Source organism: Pseudahrensia aquimaris, from assembly GCF_042676045.1.
In the GTDB taxonomy this organism is placed as follows: Bacteria; Pseudomonadota; Alphaproteobacteria; order Rhizobiales; family Rhizobiaceae; genus Pseudahrensia; species Pseudahrensia aquimaris.
Map to the genome: position 1 here is coordinate 92,055 of NZ_JBHTJV010000003.1, position 18,955 is coordinate 111,009.

General features: G+C 54.5%; 14 protein-coding genes and 1 pseudogene. 7 read left to right on the plus strand and 8 right to left on the minus strand.

Translation table 11 applies throughout. The features are described 5' to 3' along the window. Positions 1-62: 62 nt before the first annotated feature. Both ACFQ14_RS03930 and ACFQ14_RS03935 read right to left on the minus strand, forming a co-directional pair. Positions 63-2,966 carry a calcium-binding protein gene (locus ACFQ14_RS03930; RefSeq protein WP_377211409.1) on the minus strand — a complete coding sequence of 968 codons (2,904 nt, stop codon included), beginning with the start codon at positions 2,964-2,966 and terminating at the stop codon, positions 63-65. A gap of 176 nt (positions 2,967-3,142) precedes the next feature. After that, on the minus strand, positions 3,143-6,190 hold the full coding sequence (locus tag ACFQ14_RS03935) for a beta strand repeat-containing protein (protein WP_377211410.1): 3,048 nt from the start codon (positions 6,188-6,190) through the stop codon (positions 3,143-3,145). Between the two features lie 510 nt (positions 6,191-6,700). Here ACFQ14_RS03935 and ACFQ14_RS03940 point away from each other — a divergent pair. From ACFQ14_RS03940 to ACFQ14_RS03955, 4 genes are all read left to right on the plus strand, one after another. After that, positions 6,701-8,263, plus strand: coding sequence for a Re/Si-specific NAD(P)(+) transhydrogenase subunit alpha (locus ACFQ14_RS03940; RefSeq protein ID WP_377211411.1), 1,563 nt, complete (start codon positions 6,701-6,703; stop codon positions 8,261-8,263). Positions 8,264-8,278: 15 nt separating this feature from the next. Then, positions 8,279-9,769 (plus strand): NAD(P)(+) transhydrogenase (Re/Si-specific) subunit beta, encoded by a 1,491-nt coding sequence (locus ACFQ14_RS03945; RefSeq protein WP_377211412.1) that lies wholly within the window; start codon positions 8,279-8,281, stop codon positions 9,767-9,769. A gap of 49 nt (positions 9,770-9,818) precedes the next feature. Further along, positions 9,819-10,307 (plus strand): hypothetical protein, encoded by a 489-nt coding sequence (locus ACFQ14_RS03950; RefSeq protein WP_377211413.1) that lies wholly within the window; start codon positions 9,819-9,821, stop codon positions 10,305-10,307. Between the two features lie 103 nt (positions 10,308-10,410). Next, on the plus strand, positions 10,411-11,178 hold the full coding sequence (locus tag ACFQ14_RS03955; RefSeq protein WP_377211414.1) for an NAD kinase: 768 nt from the start codon (positions 10,411-10,413) through the stop codon (positions 11,176-11,178). Positions 11,179-11,182: 4 nt separating this feature from the next. Here ACFQ14_RS03955 and ACFQ14_RS03960 read toward each other — a convergent pair whose 3' ends face one another. Beyond that, complete coding sequence (locus ACFQ14_RS03960; RefSeq protein WP_377211415.1) at positions 11,183-12,361, minus strand: DUF2336 domain-containing protein; 1,179 nt, start codon at positions 12,359-12,361, stop codon at positions 11,183-11,185. Positions 12,362-12,561: 200 nt separating this feature from the next. Between ACFQ14_RS03960 and ACFQ14_RS03965 the strand changes: the two genes are divergently transcribed. Both ACFQ14_RS03965 and ACFQ14_RS03970 read left to right on the plus strand, forming a co-directional pair. Beyond that, the gene (locus ACFQ14_RS03965; RefSeq protein ID WP_377211416.1) at positions 12,562-13,014 is read left to right on the plus strand and encodes a MaoC family dehydratase; all 453 of its coding nucleotides are present in this window, start codon (positions 12,562-12,564) and stop codon (positions 13,012-13,014) included. Continuing rightward, positions 13,014-13,886 carry an HpcH/HpaI aldolase/citrate lyase family protein gene (locus ACFQ14_RS03970; RefSeq protein WP_377212063.1) on the plus strand — a complete coding sequence of 291 codons (873 nt, stop codon included), beginning with the start codon at positions 13,014-13,016 and terminating at the stop codon, positions 13,884-13,886. Before ACFQ14_RS03965 ends, ACFQ14_RS03970 begins: the two co-directional genes overlap by 1 nt. 3 nt (positions 13,887-13,889) lie before the next feature. On the opposite strand, the gene ACFQ14_RS03975 is transcribed toward ACFQ14_RS03970, so the two are convergent. Next, positions 13,890-14,501, minus strand: coding sequence for a flavin reductase family protein (locus ACFQ14_RS03975; RefSeq protein ID WP_377211417.1), 612 nt, complete (start codon positions 14,499-14,501; stop codon positions 13,890-13,892). Positions 14,502-14,507: 6 nt separating this feature from the next. After that, positions 14,508-15,029 carry a nitroreductase family protein gene (locus ACFQ14_RS03980; protein ID WP_377211418.1) on the minus strand — a complete coding sequence of 174 codons (522 nt, stop codon included), beginning with the start codon at positions 15,027-15,029 and terminating at the stop codon, positions 14,508-14,510. 165 nt (positions 15,030-15,194) lie between these two features. Here ACFQ14_RS03980 and ACFQ14_RS03985 point away from each other — a divergent pair, with 165 nt between their 5' ends. Continuing rightward, positions 15,195-16,055 carry a hypothetical protein gene (locus ACFQ14_RS03985; protein WP_377211419.1) on the plus strand — a complete coding sequence of 287 codons (861 nt, stop codon included), beginning with the start codon at positions 15,195-15,197 and terminating at the stop codon, positions 16,053-16,055. Here the strand turns inward: ACFQ14_RS03985 and thrS are convergent. The 3 genes and pseudogenes from thrS to ACFQ14_RS04000 form a co-directional block, all read right to left on the minus strand. Continuing rightward, on the minus strand, positions 16,052-18,031 hold the full coding sequence (gene thrS / locus ACFQ14_RS03990) for a threonine--tRNA ligase (protein WP_377211420.1): 1,980 nt from the start codon (positions 18,029-18,031) through the stop codon (positions 16,052-16,054). The genes ACFQ14_RS03985 and thrS overlap by 4 nt on opposite strands. A 121-nt stretch (positions 18,032-18,152) precedes the next feature. Next, a pseudogene (yidD, locus tag ACFQ14_RS03995) lies at positions 18,153-18,422 on the minus strand (membrane protein insertion efficiency factor YidD); the annotation flags it as partial. After that, positions 18,419-18,859, minus strand: coding sequence for an iron-sulfur cluster assembly scaffold protein (locus ACFQ14_RS04000; RefSeq protein ID WP_377211421.1), 441 nt, complete (start codon positions 18,857-18,859; stop codon positions 18,419-18,421). The gene ACFQ14_RS04000 and the pseudogene yidD, both read right to left, overlap by 4 nt. Positions 18,860-18,955 lie beyond the last annotated feature (96 nt).

Below are 18,955 nucleotides of genomic sequence, written 5' to 3' on the forward strand. Positions count from 1 at the left end.
GTTGGCCCTTCAGATTGAGCCAACTCACTTGGCAAGGGGAGTGTTTGGAGCTTCAAAAGCCCCTAGTAGAACTGGAAATCCGACGCGGTCAGGGTGACGTCTGTTCCGTTGATGCCGTTGACGTCGATGAAGTTTGACGTATCCGAGTTCAATGTCAGCCGGACCGTCGACGTTCCGTTTCCAGTGATGGTGAAATCACTGAGATCGGTCGCGATGGTGCTGAAAATTTTGAAGTAATCCAGGCCGTCCTGATAATCGGTAATCGTGTCCTGCCCGAAATCTTCCTGAACAAAGTTGAACTGGTCGCGGTCGTTGCCGCCGCGCAACGTATCGTTTCCACGCCCCCCATTCAGCGTATCGCGCTGGTTGCCGCCGTTTAGGATATCGTCGCCGTTATCGCCGCGCAGGAAGTCGATGTTGTTGCCGCCAGTTAGTACATCGTCACCGTTGCCGCCCTGAAAACGCGACCGCCCATCGCCTCCGCGCATAACGTCAAAGCTGGTGGAGGAATTTGATCCAGCGAAAATTTCGATGCTGGCAAACAAATCGCCTGCGGCCGCGCCCGTATTGTTGGTCTGGTCGTTGAGATAAATCCGAACGCCTGTGTCGCTGGCGCGGGCATCGAAAACGTCTATGCCCGACCCGCCCGAGAACGTATCAGCGCCGCCCTCATCGATCAGGAAACGGTCATTGCCTGCATTACCCGCAAACCGATTGTCGAGAGCATTGCCCTTGGCCACATGGTTGATGGTATCGGTGAAGTTCAACCGTTCGAAGTTGTCTGGCAATGTAAAACTTGCAACGCCAGAAGCGTTTATGATGTCATAACCGCCACCAACGCTTTCGATGAACGTATTGTTCGCTGAACGGATAGAGTAGGTATCATCACCTTCACCCCCATCCAGGGTGTTGCCTTCGCCAAAACTAACAAGCGTGTCTTTGCCACCAAGGCCAATCAAAGTGTTCTCGCGACCATTACCGTTAAGAGTGTTGGCAAGTTCGTTACCCCCCAAAGTGGCACCCAAAGCGGAGCTGATGTAGGAGCCATTTTCCACGTTGTCGGCGAGAAAATAACTGGAGGCGACACTGAAGACGATATCTGTTCCCTCGTTTTCCTGTTCGATTACCACGTCGGCTGAATCTCCGACGGAATAGACGTCATCGCCATCCATTCCGATCATGGTGTCAATGCCGATGCCACCATTCAGGTTGTTGGTGCCCATGCCGCCGACCAGTCTATCATCGCCTTGCCCACCAGAAGCGCCTCCACCGGAATCACCCAGCTCGATAACGTCATTAATGGTTGTTCCGGTGACAAAGCCGTTGGTCCCAATATTGCTGATCACCACAGAATCAGTTGCGTCACCAACATTCTGGAACTGGAACTGGCTCAAATCCGCACTTGAGGCTCCTCGGAGGTCGATCTCAATCTGAAAGTCGACGGATGCTGGCACGGTGCCGATGGTGTTGAATGCTGCGAACGACTGCGGTCCAGACGTATTGAAGTCATCCAATTCAAAACGCGCTATGGCTGTGAACGCATTGGACGAGTTCAACTGAAACGAAAAGAGCTCAATGTCATTGATGATCGAGCCGCCAAAATCGAATACGCTGAAGCCTAAATCAGACCCCATGATGAGTTGGTCGGTATCGCCACCACCATCATAAACTTCTCCCGGCCGTATGTCCTGTGGCCTCACCGAAAGGCGGTCCAATCCGGCACCTCCATACAGTTCGTCACGTCCGCCGAACCCGGCCAGAATGTCAGCGCCACCATTGCCGACCATGATATCAGTGACGTTGTCGTCCAACCCACTTATGCTTGAGAAATCGTCATCTGCTCCATCACCAGTGTATGTGCGTACGATTTGCTGCAACTCTGCGCGAATGTCGCCGCCGCCAATGGCGTCATCAAAATAGGTGGTAACGAATTTGCCATCGCCGATGCTTGAGATTGAGGTGTCATACTCCAGTACGTTCACTGTCCCCTCAAGCAGTCGCTCAGGATCAATTGAAGTGCCGTCGAGCCCGAAAACCTTGGTTTTTATATCTTCATCGCCTGCCGCAAATTCCTCAGTCCAGCTCACGGCGAGATATTTGTCTTCAATCAGTGTTACGCGAGGCAGGTCTTCGTCTCGCATGTTGTTCGGACTGTCGACCCGCGCACTAGCAAACAAATTGCCGTTCTGGTCATAAATACCGAGAAGCAGCGTCAGCCCATCATCCCAGACAACCGCAAATCGATCGCCCGGCAGACCGCCAACTGCATCGAGAAAGTCGATAGTGCCGTTTGTCGGGCCAAAGAGCGGTAGGCCACCTGAGCTAATCGTGCCATTCGGTTCGTAAACTTGGGCGTAAACATTGCCTTGCACTTGAGTGGTTAGGCCGCCATCGTCCTTGTAAATGACGACAAAACGCCCGTTGCTCAACACTGCAGTCACGCTCAATTCACCCAACGCGACAAAGGTTTCGGGAACTATGATATCGCCACTGTTGTTGCGCACCTGAAAGAAGGCGCTGGTCAACCCACCGCTGCTTTTGCCATAGGAAATCAGTGCATTGTCGCCCAACGCCGTAACATTGACCAATTCAGCTTGCCCGGCAATCACATCGAAAATGGTAAAGAATCCGCCGTTGCCAAAATTCACAAAGCCGCGCGTGATATCGGCCGTTTGATCATAGGCAATCGTCATGATCCCGCCGTCGATTTCGGCTATTGTGGGTGGTCCGTTGAAGGTGGGTGAAGAATTCGACATCAACAGATCGTAACTCTGCGTCGAGAGGCCGTTTGCGTCCACATCCCATTCCGTGATGCGCACGGGTCCGCCACTGGTGTAATAGGCAACCGCAAAGCCACCGCTTTCAAGGCCGATGACGTCTCCCTTGAACTGAAAGCCAGAGGTTATGCCTGTTGCAGTGAACTCGGGCCCCAATAGGTTGACCGATGTGTTTAGCGTGATTGCCATTTGGTATTACTCCCGATTATGAGCCCCATGAAAAAATACGATGGTGTTTGATTTCAATGTGAATTCTGATGGTTATTCCTTTTTGATATCAACTTTCCCCTCTTTTGGGTCTGCTGTTTATTGCGAAGCGTCGATTTTCGGCCAAACACCGTAAACGCCTGAAGAAATCGCAGCCCCTAGTAGAACTGGAAATCCGACGCGGTCAGGGTGACGTCTGTTCCGTTGATGCCGTTGACGTCGATGAAGTTTGACGTATCCGAGTTCAATGTCAGCCGGACCGTCGACGTTCCGTTTCCGGTGATGGTGAAATCACTGAGATCGGTCGCGATGGCGCTGAAAATTTTGAAGTAATCCAGGCCGTCCTGATAATCGGTAATCGTGTCCTGTCCGAAATCTTCCTGAACGAAGTTGAACTGGTCGCGGTTGTTGCCGCCGCGCAACGTATCGTTTCCACGCCCCCCGTTGAGCGTGTCGCGCTGGTTGCCGCCGTTTAGGATATCGTCGCCGTTATCGCCGCGCAGGAAGTCGATGTTGTTGCCTCCGGTCAGTACGTCATTGCCATCGCCACCTTGAAAGCGCCCGCGTGCATCGCCCGCGCGCATGACATCGAAACTGGTTGTGGAATTTGAGCCGGCAAATATCTCGATGCCCGCGAATAAGTCGCCAGCGGCAGCGCCGGTATTGTCCGTTTGATCGTTGAGGTAAATCCGAACGCCCACATCGCTGGATCGCGCGTCAAAGACGTCTGTGCCTGATCCGCCGGAGAAGGTGTCATCCCCGCCTTGGTCGATCACGAAACGGTCGTTGCCATTGTTGCCGTTGATGCGGTTGCTTTCTGCATTGCCTTTCAGCACGTGGTTGTTGCCATCCAGCATGTTCAACCGTTCGGTATTGGGAGGCATGGTGTAGCTATAGGCGCCGCCGAAGACCCCGACATTGAGAATATCGAGGCCTTCGCCCGCATTCTCCACTACGATGTCGCCCAGATTGTCGATGAAATACTGATCGTTGTCCGTACCACCGATCATCGTGTCCGTGCCGAAGGTTCCGTCAAGGATATCCCGGCCGCCACCGCCGTTCAGAGTATCTGCTTCGAACCCACCTATTATTCTGTTGGCCGCCGCGTTGCCTGTCCCGGTGAACTCATCGGCACCGATGTATTCAAGATTTTCTAAATTGTCGTCGAGAGTGTAGCTGGCAAGCCCGGTTTGGATTGTGTCGGTTCCCTCGCCCGCCAGTTCAACAATCACGTCGCCAGCTTCGACATTGAAATATGTGTCGTCACCTTGACCCCCTTGCAACTCATCAACGCCACCTGCACCGTCGAGTAAATTGTCATTGCTGGTTCCGATAATTAAGTTGTCTAGTTCGTTACCAGTTCCGCTAAACGCTCCACTTACTAGAGTCAGGTTCTCGACGTTTGCGCCGAGTGTGTACGAGACAGAAGCGGAAACTGCGTCCACTCCCTCATTCAAGTCTTCAACTACGACATCGCCGACGTTGTCGACAAAATACAAATCACCGCCACCCTTACCGATCATGGTATCAGCGCCGGTGCCGCCGTTCAGAAAATCCGTTGTTGAACCTCCTTCGAGCGTATCACTGCCCGCACCACCTCTAAGATCGTCAAAGCCTTCTCCACCGATGATGGTGTCGTCTCTCAGGCTTCCTGTGATGATGTTATTGTTGTCATTGCCGAGTATCCTGAACTTGGTTGTTCCACCTGCGGATACGCTCGCGAAAATTTCGCTCAAATCAAGGAAATCAGAAGTTGTGAGACTGATTTCATACGTGCCTTGACCGCCGGTTAAATTAAGGAAGTTCTGGGTAACTTTTCCATTCCCATCTTTGTTGAGTTGGCTTTCATCGAGTTGGAACAAGATGTCGGTCACGCCAGAACTCGGGGCGTTAAGCGCAAAAGTCTCGATATCGACTATTATGTCATCTCGCGCATCAAAAATGTTTAGACCGACCTGGTTCGGCTGAAAGAACAGTACGTCGAAGCCGTCACCACCATCGTACCGCTCAGACCCGAATGCGTCCGTCCCGGTTTTAACGATCAATGAGTCGGAGTCGTCTCCCCCAAAAAGATCGTCACGCCCGCCATTGCTGGCGAGAACATCATCGTCACCGTTGCCGAAAAAAATGTCTCTGAAATTATCGTCCAGATTTGGAATGTTGCGAGAATCGTCGAAGCCCGTACCCCCATTGTGCGTGCGCACGATCTGCTGCCCGGTTCCGCGGACGGCTGTGCCACTGCCATCACCAGACTCATCGGTGAAGGACGTCATGAACACGCCGTCATCCATTCGTGATCCGGCGATGGTCGACCTGTTTTCATCAAAGTTCGTAGGCGCAAGCGTTGCCGCGCCGACCACCGTGTTGCCGGCAAGGTCGAACACCTGCTGGTAAACGTCGTCATCGGTGCTGGTGAAAGCGTAAGTCCAGCTCGCTACGATGTGAGAATCACCAACCAAAGAAAGAGACGGCTCTGACTCGGGGCCGGCGCCAGTTCCAGCCAAGATAATATCGCCACCGGGCGTGATGTTGTCGCCGCTTGAGTTGTAGATGCGCAGCAGAAGGCCAACACCCTGTTTAACTGCAACGGCCCAGCCACCGCCCGGCAGACCGATGATCTCGGTCTCGGTCGGGCCACCCCCAACGAAAATGTTTGGCGTTGCGTCAATCGTAATTCCGACCTCGTTGCCGTTGGCATCAAACCTTTGGATGGAAACAGTGCCTGAAGGCGGTGAGTTGACCGTGAAAGGTACGCCCTGAATGTGCGCGGTCACAAACCCGCCGGTTGTCAGCGCTGCAACCGAGACGTTGCCGCCACCGTCGATCGTCAGGTCTGTTACGTTATTGCCTGCTGTGGTAACCAGCTTCACCTTCGCAGAATTGGTTGCCGAAATGTCATTGTAAGCAACGACGTAATTGCCGTTGGTCAACGTAACAGCGTCCGGACCACTTGCGGTTGAGGGGCCGCCGAGTGAGTAGGAGTCTGGAAAAGTGCTTGGTCCGAACTCCCGCGCCACCATGTTTGTGCCAGGCGTACCAACATCAATCGCAGCTGCAAAAACGGCATTGCCTGTACCCGGATCCAGATCCGTCAAAGCGACACTGGAGACGGCTAGACCGCTTAGAAAAAGAAACTCTGTTCCAAAATCGAAGTTTGCATCAATGATCCGCGCAGAGGCCTGCGCGCCATTTTTATAAGCAACCAAGAACCCGCCTTCCTCAGCGCCTATGAGATCCACATTCGATTGGTCCCCCGAGGTAGAAGTACTGAGGGTGAATTCAGATTTTATAGTCTGTACTGAAAAAGTGGTCGTGAAGGCCATTGATATGTCTTCCCTGTTGGGAGCGCATCAGCCAAATACAACCAGAATTGCACACAGCCCAGCGCTCATCGATTTCGAGCGTTGCCATGTGAACCATTCCCCACGGCTAATAAGAATTAACCGCCCCTGACTCGAAATCTAGCAAGCATTCGCATCGCTTCGCAATCGAAAAGATATTTATCTTCAAGCGCTAAAGACCTTTTCTAACGTAAGCTGCGATGGTGCTGGCTCGCCGACGTTTCGGCTAATCCTTTCAGAAATTGAGACAATCCGTCGCTGGCGTCTCCGCAATTGAACCACGCATCTTCGCGCTGGTTTAATTGCCTTGTTCCCACCTCCCCCTTATAAGCGGCAGACTTTATCAAGCTATTGCTTCGGGACGGAGGGTGCGTGATGACAATTATCGGAACGCCGAAGGAGACCTTTGCGGGCGAGAATCGTGTGGCGATGACGCCGCAGTCTGCTCAGGATCTTCAAAAATTGGGTTTCACCTGCATGATCGAGAAAGGCGCAGGCGCAAATGCCCGCTTTTCAGACAAAGACTACCGCGATGCCGGAGTGAAAATTGCGAAGTCTGCCGCCGAGTTGTGGCGCGAGGCGGATGTGATCGCCAAGGTGCGTGCGCCATCCGCTGCGGAAATCAAGAAATTCCGCAAAGACCAGACGGTCATCAGCTTTATGGCGCCGGGCGAGAACGAGACACTTCTGAAAGCCGGAGAAAAGGCTGGCACCACTCTGGTTGCGATGGAGATGGTGCCACGCATTTCACGTGCCCAGAAAATGGACGCCCTGTCGTCCATGGCGAACATTGCGGGTTACCGCGCGGTGATCGAAGCGGGCAATTCGTTTGGACGTTTCTTTACCGGCCAGGTGACGGCTGCCGGCAAGGTTCCGCCAGCCAAGGTACTGGTTATCGGTGCCGGCGTGGCCGGTCTTGCCGCCATCGGCACAGCACAGTCTTTGGGAGCCATCGTGCGGGCCTTTGACGTCCGCCCCGAAGTGGCCGAACAGATTGAATCAATGGGCGCAGAATTCTTGCTGCTCGACTTTGACGAAGACGCATCGGGCGATGGCGGATATGCAGCGCCCTCTTCGCCAGAATTTCGCGAGAAGCAGCTGGAGCTGTTCCGCGAACAGGCCAAAGACGTCGATATCGTGATTACGACTGCGCTGATCCCTGGTCGTGACGCGCCGAAACTTTGGCTGAAAGACATGGTGGAAGCCATGAAGCCAGGCTCAGTGATTGTGGACCTTGCAGCCGAGCGCGGCGGCAATTGCGATCTGACCGTCAAAGACGAGAAGATCGAGACACCCAATGGCGTCACGGTTATTGGCTACACCGATTTCCCAAGCCGTATGGCTGCGCAGGCATCCAATCTCTACTCCACTAACATCCGCCACATGCTGACCGACCTGACGCCGGAAAAAGACGGCGTGATCGTTCACAACATGGAAGACGACGTTATCCGCGGCGCGACAGCTACGCACGCAGGCAAAATTACCTTCCCGCCCCCTGCTCCGAAAATTCAGGCAATTGCCAAGCCTGCACCCAAAACCGTTGAGCCGACTGCTGAAGAGAAAGCTGCTGCCGAACTGGCTGCCTCGCGCCAAGCCGGCATGCGTGAAATTGCAATGCTGGCCGTTGGCGGCATTCTGATGCTGCTTGTCGGGCTGGTTGCGCCCGCAAGTTTCATGCAGAACTTCATCGTCTTCGCCCTGTCGTGTTTCGTTGGTTTCCAGGTGATCTGGAATGTAGCCCATTCGCTCCACACGCCTCTTATGGCTGTGACCAATGCTATTTCATCGATCATTATTCTGGGCGCACTGATGCAGATTGGATCCGGCTCGTGGTTGGTGATGGTTCTTGCGGCACTGTCTGTCTTTATGGCGGGCATCAATATTTTTGGCGGCTTCATGGTGACACGGCGAATGCTCGCCATGTTCCAGAAATCGTAAGCGGAGGAGGCTTCCATGGAATACGGATTCACAACCGCCGCTTACGTCGTTGCGGCCATTCTTTTCATTCTCTCTCTCGGCGGCCTGTCGGGGCAAGAGAAAGCCAAACGTGCTGTCTGGTATGGCATTGTCGGCATGGCACTAGCGGTCTTTGCGACGCTTACTGGGCCTGGCTCCGGGCTTTGGTTGATATCGCTTGTGTTGATCGCCGCTGGTGGCGTGATCGGGTGGCAACTCGCCAACCGCGTGCAGATGACGCAAATGCCGGAACTTGTTGCAGCCATGCACTCGCTGGTTGGTCTGGCTGCGGTGTTCGTTGGGCTGAACGCTCACATTGAAATCGAACGTGTCACGGAGGCCTACGCAGCCATTAATCTGGTTTTCCCGGCAGCCGAAAGCCTTGCTGGCAATCCCGCAGCTGCTACCATTATCGATACTTTCCAAGGCTTTGCAGCTATTGTTGCCAAAAAGACCAATGTCGAGATCAACATTCTGCGCATCGAATTGTTTCTCGGCGTGTTCATCGGCGCTGTGACATTCACAGGGTCCGTGATTGCCTATGGCAAGCTTGCCGGTCAGGTTAGCAGCGCTGCCATTCAACTGCCCGGCGGCCATGCGCTGAACGCAGGCGCAGCGGCTTTGGCCGTGATCGGGCTGTTCTGGTATCTTTCAAGTGGCGGTATGCTGCCGTTGATCATCGTCACGCTGGCTGCCCTCTTCATCGGCTATCACCTCATCATGGGTATCGGCGGTGCTGACATGCCGGTCGTCGTGTCCATGCTGAACTCCTATTCCGGTTGGGCAGCGGCTGCGATCGGCTTCTCGCTCGGCAACGACCTGCTTATCGTTGTCGGCGCGCTGGTGGGTTCCTCCGGTGCGATCCTGTCCTACATCATGTGTAAGGCGATGAACCGGTCGTTCATCTCGGTCATACTGGGCGGCTTCGGTGGCTCCTCCGGCCCGCAGCAGGAGATTGACGGCGAGATGGTCGCAACATCTGTCGATGAAGTGGCAGCATCGCTGGAAGCGGCGGACAGTATCGTCATCGTTCCCGGCTATGGCATGGCGGTAGCACAGGCGCAGTCGTCTATTTCGGAAATGACCCGCCGCCTTCGCGCTGCTGGTAAAACAGTCCGTTTCGCCATCCATCCTGTAGCAGGCCGACTGCCCGGCCACATGAACGTGCTTCTGGCGGAAGCCAAAGTTCCTTACGACATCGTATTGGAAATGGACGAGATCAACGAGGATTTCCCAGAAACGGACGTGGTCATGGTCGTCGGCTCCAACGATGTCGTGAACCCCGCCGCGCAAGACGATCCCAATTCCCCCATCGCAGGAATGCCGGTGCTGGAAGTCTGGAAAGCCAAGCAGGTCTATGTATCGAAACGGGGCCAAGGTGCCGGTTATTCTGGAGTAGAAAACCCGCTTTTCTTCAAAGAGAACACGCGCATGCTCTACGGTGATGCAAAGGCCTCAGTCGACGCCTTGCTGCAAAAGTTGTCGTAGCGGAAGTGGACAGTTAGTGTGGCTCCATAGATTCTTTTGGAGCCACGCCATGACCTCGTTCTTTGCTAAATTTGTCGCTTTTTTCGGAATAATCATTGCCACGTTAGCTTTTCAGTCTGCGACGGCAAGCGCACAAGTGTGTAAGGGGCTGTCAAAAGGTTCATGCGAGAGCAGCAACAGCTGTTCTTACGTCAATGCATTTACCCGTTCAGATGGTGCTAAAGTGAAGGCGTTCTGTCGCCGCAAACCGGGCAGCGGTGCGTCTGCTTCCAGCAAGGCGAAAAAGAAGACGGTGGCGAAAAAACCATCTTCTTCGAAAGCAAAAACCGTCAAAAGAACATCATCGAGCGAAAGTGCTGCCAAGCCAGCCAGCGGCAACAGAACGAAGAAGGCTTCGAGCAAGAAAGCCACAGCGAATACGTCTGCCAAAAAGCTTGCTGCAACCGCAAAGAAGAAAACAGCCAAAAAGCCTGCAAAAAAGACCACCAAGAAGAAGGCAGTGAAAAGGAAGAAGGAGGCAAAAACCGTCGGAAGCTAACGTTCGGAAAATCGACCCGGCTTAATCACGCTGTCAACTTGCTATTGTTTGCACCTTCCGGCTGAGGCAAGACTGGTGGAATTGTGCAATGCGGGACTTGCCTATGGCCAAGCTGGCCCTTTCTTTCGTCGCAAATCGTACCCAATCGGCGCGTGATGCGCTTAAACGCCTAACCGAGAAATACGGTCAGGTTTCGCCATCCAATGCGGACGTTATAGTCGCTCTGGGCGGTGACGGCTTCATGCTTCAAACGCAACTCAAACACCTCAATTCAGGCACGCCGATCTATGGCATGAACAAGGGCTCGATCGGCTTTTTGATGAATGCTTATCGCGAAACAGGCCTGCACAAGCGGCTTGAAAAAGCCGTTTCCGCCCGTATTCATCCGCTACAGATGGAAGCCAAAGACGCACACGGCAAAGTGCACCGTGCGCAGGCATTCAACGAGGTCTCTCTATTCCGCCAAAGCGCTCAGGCCGCGAAACTTCGCATCGAGATTGATGGGCTAGAGCGAATGGAAGCTCTCACGTGTGACGGTGTCATGGTCGCGACCCCTCAAGGCTCCACCGCCTATAATCTGTCAGCCCATGGCCCTATTTTGCCACTGAAGGCACCACTGCTTGCGCTCACACCTGTCAGCGCCTTTCGGCCACGCAACTGGAAGGGCGCGTTGTTGCCCAATACAAGCCATGTAAAAATCACCGTTCTGGAACCGAAAAAGCGGCCAGTGAACGCGGTTGCGGACAATACAGAAATCAAATCCGCAATCGAGGTGAAAATTCACGAGGACCGCGAGGCGACCGGTATCGTAATGTTTGACCAAGATCACTCATGGGACGAGCGCATCTTGGACGAACAGTTCCGATATTAATCGTCTAAGCGGCCATTGGTGGCGCAAGCAATTTGATGTGGTGTTCATCTCGGAAATGTTCCCGAGTGGCTTCCGCCAACATGCGGTGAAGCATCGCCATCAAACTGGGCTCCGTCGTTGGGTCATCCTGAGCCTGCTCAACGATCTGCTCGACAGCGGCAGCGTAAAGTTCGGATTCTGACACCGTCGACCATTCAAACTCTCGCTGCAGTTTTTGCCAAACAGAGATGCTCGAACGGAACACGTTGAATGCTTTTTCTGGTAAATTTGTGCGAGCGTATAGTGCGCGGAATGCCGAAGAGCGGCCATCATCAATGATCGCTTGCACACGCTTTAACGACATGCCCGAAAGGTTGGCCAGAGCTGCTTCGAAAAACGTGCCGTGACCAGCGCAGATCGACCGTAAAATAAGCGCGGGCGTGAGTTGGGACGTTGCGCGTAAGTGATCGACATAGAGCACCATTGCATCGCAACCTTTGTCTTTTGTGTCGCTCAAACAATCGCCAGCAATCGTTAGTGTAGCTCGGTTAGCTGCATCGTTGGTGACGGTATTGAGGCGCTTGCTGTCGCACCAACCTGTGCCGGAAACAAAAGCGGCAAGGCTTGTTGATAGGCCGCGGACCAGCAACTGGCGCGTATGCGGCGCAAGGTCTTCGGTGTTGAGCAGCAAGTCACGAACGCGGGCATCGTTGCCATGTGCCGTTGCAATATCGTGCTTGAGAACAGGGCCGAGAACGATCTCCTCATTTTCCAGAATACGCGCAATAGCGCTGGCCGTACCTTTAGCGACAAGTGCGCAAACAATATCGCCTGAGAGACCGGAGCGTCCGGCAATGGCTGTCTGAATGACGTCACCTCCCTCTTCCACACCTGCCAACAACGTGCGTTCACAAAGGTGCTTTGATTGAGCATAGAGCGGCGCCGCAATGGCGGGCTCATCTTGCAGCAGGTTCCATACAAGCGCCTTGGGCAAATCCGGCACATCAGCCACTTGCGTGGCTAAGCGCTGGCGCACATTGGCGTCCGGGTCGGTAACAAACAATGCAAACAAGCGCTCGCACGCCGCCCGTTCCTTGCTGCCCTGTTCAGCATCGCGAAAGGTTTCCACCACATCCGCGATAGCTTCGATCTTTTCCCCACTTGCGGCCGATTTCAGCCACAAAACAAAACGGTCTAATACCATGACGCAAAACAACTCCACGCAACTCTACCAGGCGCAGAACTCTGCACCCCCTTCAATCACAGTGCCACGGAACGGTTAACCGAAGGTTCACCATGAATTTTTGCAATTCATTCACCATGTTTACGCATCCCAAGCCTTGAGCCGGTTGCCTTTCATGCTGCACAGTGCTGTCGGGAAAACCCTGTTTGGAAGAGCGGAAAATGGCCGGATTGTATCTGGACGAATTCGAAGTTGGTCAGATTTTCGAGCACGAATTGAGCAAGACGATCACCGAGAGCGACAACATGTTGTTCTCAACCATGACGCTCAATCCGCAGCCGCTCCATATTGATCGACATTTCGCCAAAGACACCGAATGGGGTGAACCGCTGGTCAATTCGATTTTTACCCTTGGGCTCGTGATTGGCATTTCCGTGGGTGAAACAACACTCGGCACAACCATCGGCAACCTTGGAATGAGCGAGACAACCTTTCCAAATCCGGTTTTCCAAGGCGACAGCATTCATGTGACCACAGAGGTCGCTGCCGTGCGCGCATCAAAATCCAAGCCTGATCGCGGCATCGTCGATTTCATCCATCGTGGTTATAATCAAAACGACGTTCTGGTGTGCCAGTGCCGCCGTCAGGCGATGATGCGCCGGAAGGTGGCGTGATGCGCTCGGCTCTTTTCGTTCCCGGCGACAGCGAACGCAAGCTGGAGAAGGGGTTGGGCAGCGGCGCTGATTGTCTGTTCATAGACTTGGAAGATTCCGTTGCGCTGGATGCCAAGGAAACAGCACGAAGCGTTACAGCCGAGTTTCTGAAACACGCCCTGCCCCAAACCAGTCGCCCTCGCCTTTATGTGCGCGTCAACGATTTTGATACGCAGATGACCGAGCAAGACTTGGACTCTGTTATGGCAGCCGCGCCCGAAGGCATTGTGCTGCCCAAAAGCGGCCATGGGCGCGATGTGACGGAGTTGGATGCACGTCTGCGGGTTCACGAAGCAAACCATGATTTGGCTGATGGTGCGACACGAATCATTCCCATCGTAACAGAGACCGCAGCCGCAACGCTTGCCGCTGGAACTTATTATCGAAGCAGCCCGCGTCTTGAAGCTATGACATGGGGAGCAGAAGATCTTGCGACCGATGTTGGCGCGCAGGAGCGGCGGCATGCCGATGGCACCTACCGGGATATATTCCGCTACGCCCGCGTGCAGACACTCCTCGGCGCTGTGGCAGCAGGTGTGCAGCCGATGGACACAGTCTATCCTGATTTTCGCGATGAAGCGGGCTTTCGGCGCGAATGCGAGGAAGCCGCAATTGATGGATTCACGGGCAAGATGGCCATTCATCCTGCACAGGTGTCGATCATCAATGATGTATTCACGCCGTCTTCCGAAGAAATCCAGAAAGCCCGTTCCATTGTTGAGGCATTTGAAGCTGCAGGTAATCCCGGTGTCTTGGCCGTTGATGGAGCGATGCTCGACAGACCACACTTGAAGAAGGCGCAGAACCTGCTGCGGCGTGTGGGAGAGGCTTAGTTGCTACATTCCGCCCGCGCCCGGCGGGCGGGCAAGTTCAAACATATCGCTGACCAGCGCATAATCGCGGTAGCCCGCACGCATGAGCGGGTCCGCTTTTTTTACATCAAAACGCCCATCGGTAATCATGGCATCATCAATGTGCACCCCTGTTACCTGTCCCAAGACGATCTGATAGATCGTTTTTTCACCGGACAGATCGATCGGCTGGATGATATCCAACACCTTGCATTCCAGCGCCGCAGGGACGCCAGCAACACGGGGGCATGCAACCGTTTCGCCCTTCACCTTTTCCAAGCCTGCGATTTCGAACTCGTCCTTGTCCGGTTCATAGCCGCCGGACGACAGGTTCATGGCGTCCGTCATTCGGCTAGAAGCGTAGTTGAAAGTGAACTCACCGGTTGCACGCGCATTCGTCAGAGAATCCTTTTCGCCGCCCGATGCGAACATCAGCATTGGCGGAGTATCGCTCACCGCATTGAAAAACGAATAAGGTGCAAGATTTGCCACACCGCCCGCAGACAATGTGGATATCCAACCAATGGGCCGTGGTGCCACGATGGCTTTGAGCGGGTTGTGGGAAAGGCCATGGTCTTCTTCAGCGCGATAAAACATGCAAGCCTACTCCGATACGAAAGAAAGAATGGTGTCGAGATCGGGGCGTGGACGCTCGGCCTTTGGAATGCTTGACGAGCCAATGTGAACAATGCCAGCGATCTGTTCACTATCGCTCAGTCGCAGGATGTCCCGCGCTTGATCTTCGTAGATATACCAAGCTGTTAACCACTGCGCTTCGAACCCAAGGGCGTTAGCAGCGTGAAGCAGATTCATGCAGGAGGCACCAGCGGAGAGGGTTTGCTCCCATACGGGGATCTTGGGATGTTCACTGGCCGTGCTAATGACTGCGATGACACAGGGGGCGTGCAACAACTTATCCGTGCCCTTCGCCAACTTTTCCTTGTCCATCAGGTCTGGATGCGCTTCCAGCAATTCGATCAAAGATGCGTGCATGGCTTTGCGTAACGAGGACGACCAGACAACGAAACGCCACGGAGCCAGTTTTCCGTGGTCAGGAACACGGGCAGCGATTTCCACCATTTCTCGGATTTGATCACTATCCGGACCTGGAGATTCTAATGTCATTGATAAGGATGAGCGTCGTTTCTTCAAGTGTTGGATTAACGGATTCATCAAGTCTTCCGAGAAGTGTTATCTGATCTATCCCCTTCCCTTAGACCATTCGAAGCGCCCTTGAAAATGCCATCAACTTGACGGACAAGTAGGCTCAATTCGCTACAGGTTTTTTGCATGCGTTTTATCGTTATTTTGTTGAGCTTTCTGCTATGGCCGGTGGCCGCGTTTGCGCAAAGCAATTCTTTGGCACCATCTGCGACGGGCGTGCTTTCCGGCGCAGGTCAGCCAGTCACGTTAACTGCCCAACTAACCGAAAAAGGAGAGCCAATCGAGCGGGGCCTTCTTTGGCGGGTATTCGGCGCTGTGAAAGGTGCTGACGGAAAGTTGCCATTGGTAGCCAGTGGCAAAGGCGGCAGTCAGCGTTTTGAGCTGCCAACCGGAACCTACATCGTGCACACCGCTTTTGGCCGCGCCAGCGCCACAAAGAAGCTGAACGTAGCAGATGGCGGTGCGGAAGAGACATTCATACTCGATGCTGGCGGGCTTTCGTTGAACGCCGTAGCGGATACGATGCCGATCAAGCCCGGCAATTTGCGCTTCTCGATCTATGGCATTGAACGCGATGAGGAAGGCAACCGCGCGCTCATCGTCAACGGCGTGCGGCCCGGTCGTATTGTGCGGTTGAAAGCAGGCACATATCACGTTGTTTCGAATTACGGCGACATTAACGCCAGTGTCCGCGCGGACTTGGAGGTGAATGCGGGTGAAGTCACCAATGCAGTCCTGCAACATCGGGGTGCGGAGGTGACGCTCAAACTCGTACTGCGCAAGGGCGGTGACCCGGTCGCGAACACCGCTTGGACGGTGCTATCGCGAGACGGCGAAAAACTGTTTGAAAGTAATGCCGTCTCGCCCCGTCTTGTTCTGTCCGAGGGCAGCTATGAAGCATCGGTGCGCAACGGCGACGAGGTCTACATCCACAATTTCGAAGTTGAAACAGGACGCAATACCGCCGTTGAGGTTCTGCTCGACTAAGCCGCCTTTTTGGCGTCGCGTTTGCGGCGCACGTCCGGCGGAACGGCCTCTTCGGTTAAGGAAGCGACCGCTTCTTGCAACGTCATCGTGGTCTGGTGCTTGGAGCCCAAACGACGGATGGAAACTGTTTGTTCCTCCGCTTCGCGGCCACCGACAGCGATAATAACCGGGATTTTCGCCAGCGAGTGTTCGCGCACCTTATAGTTGATCTTTTCGTTGCGGAAATCTGTATTCACCTTCAGCCCAGCATCACGCAGCGTCTCAGCGACTTTGTTGCCGTATTCGTCTGCCTCACTGGTAATCGTCGTGACCACGGCCTGTATGGGCGACATCCAAAGCGGCAGATGACCAGCGAAATGCTCGATCAATATGCCGATAAAGCGCTCCATTGAACCGCAGATAGCGCGGTGGACCATGACTGGCTCTTGTTTGTCGGAGTTCTGGTCGATGTAAAACGCACCAAAGCGTTCCGGCAGGGCGAAATCGACCTGCGTTGTGCCGCACTGCCAATCGCGTCCGATAGCATCGCGCAGCACATATTCGAACTTGGGGCCATAGAAAGCACCCTCGCCCGGATTGATCTCCGTGCGGATGCGGCCTTCGCTTTCACGTTCGATTTTCTCCAGCACATCGCCCATGATTTTCTCAGCGCGATCCCAGTTCTCGTCCGTGCCAACGCGCTTTTCGGGGCGGGTGGACAGCTTCACAACGATTTCCTCGAAACCGAAGTCGGCATAGGTCGTGAGAATCAAATCATTGATGCGAAGGCACTCTGCTTCCAACTGTTCCGGCGTGCAGAACACATGGGCGTCGTCCTGCGTGAACCCACGCACCCGCATGAGGCCATGCAGCGCGCCAGAGGGCTCATAGCGGTGGACATTGCCAAACTCGGCCATTTTGACGGGCAATTCGCGGTAGGAACGCAGTCCATTCTTGAAAATTTGAACATGGCCGGGGCAGTTCATCGGCTTGATTGCAAATTCACGGTCATCTTCGGTTTGAGTCGTGAACATGTTTTCACGATACCAGCCCCAGTGGCCAGACGTTTCCCAAAGCGCTTTGTCGAGAATCTGCGGTGCGTTGACCTCGTCGTAGCCGTGCTCCTGAATGCGTCGGCGCATATAGTTGACGAGGTGCTGAAACACGCTCCAGCCCTTTGCGTGCCAAAAGACGACGCCCGGCCCTTCTTCCTGAAAATGGAACAGGTCCATCTCGCGGCCCACTTTGCGGTGGTCGCGCTTTTGGGCCTCTTCCAGCATGTGCAGATAGTTTTTCAGCTGCTTTTCGTCGGCCCAAGCGGTGCCGTAAATGCGCGAAAGCATCTGATTGTCGCTGTTGCCGCGCCAATAAGCGCCAGCAACGCTCATCAGTTTGAAGGCGTTGCCCACCTGCCCTGTTGAAGGCATGTGCGGGCCGCGGCAAAGGTCCGTCCATTCGCCTTGGGAATAGAGTTTGACGTCATCGCCTTCGGGAATCGCGTCGAGCAACTCAACCTTGTAGCTCTCGCCAATTTTCTCAAAGAGCGCGCGGGCTTCGTCACGGCTGACCACGCGCCGCTCAAACGGCGCGTTGCGTTTGATGATCTCGCGCATCTTCTTTTCGATCTGGTCCAGATCTTCCGGCGTAAACGGCTCGGCGCGATCAAAATCGTAGTAGAAGCCGTTTTCAATCACAGGGCCGATTGAGACTTTCGTGTCCGGCCAGATTTCCTGCACGGCTTCAGCCAGCACGTGAGCGCAATCGTGGCGAATGAGTTCCAGCGCCCGGTCGTCATTGCGGGTGATGATTTCAAGCTTGCCAGATGCGGGTATCTCGATGTTGAGATCCATCAGCTCGCCGTTCAGCGAAATCGCGACAGCTTTTTTCGACAGCGATTTGGAAATGCCTTCGGCGACGGCAAAGCCGGTCGTGCCGGCGTCAAATTCGCGGACACTGCCGTCGGGGAATTCAAGGGAAAGGGGTGCGTTGGACGCCATAGTCGTATCTCCTATCCAGTCCCGCCTACAACGCGGGTGGTTTGTTTGCGCCCGCTCCATAGCCAAGGGATGCGGAATCGTCAAACCAGGGTAGGTTTAGGGCGTGAAGTCAACCTCAATCGGGAACCGGATCATGCCCTTCGCTCGCGCCCAATGCCTTGAATGGGCCGCATCTGGAGACACGCTTAGCTGTCAGCCAGCCGCCGCGCAGCAATCCATGCCGGGCAATGGCCTCATAACCGTATTCGGAGCACGTGGGAATGTGGCGGCAGGAATTGCCTATGAAGCCAGAAAGCGTGAGTTGATAAAGTCGGATAAAGCCCGTGCCAAGCATCCTGCCGGGCGTGCGCCGCCAAGGGCCGTTATAGTTTCGGGTATACCGTTTGGTCATGCCGCGTGGCGGGCAAGCGCCTGTTCCATGGCTTGCACCACCGCATCGTAGGCCAGCATGGTGGATGCGTGACGGGCGCGGTATTCTTTAACGGGAGAGAGAAATTCAAGCTCGGCAAAGCGGCCCGTCGGGGCGCCACCGTCTTCTTTTAGCATCGCGCGCAATTCTTCACGCCCTTGCACAAGCTCATCCATCGTAGCGCCAATAACGTTGGCGGCCAAAATGGACGCAGCCGCCTGTCCCAGAGCGCACGCTTTCACGTCGTGGGCATAGTCGGTCACGCGCTCGCCGTCGGTCATCACGTCTACGGAAACGGTTGAACCGCACAGTTTGGAGTGCGCCTTTGCGGACCCATCAGGGGCGTCCAGTCGGCCGATGCGTGGAATGTTGCCAGCAAATTCGAGCAGCTTTGAATTATATACGGCGTCAATTGTCATTGTTTATCCGGCACTTGTAGCAAATGTGAACCATTGCGACGTTTTGGAGCTTTCCACCCGCGTATTGTGGCCTATATTTAAGCCATGGCAAGGCGG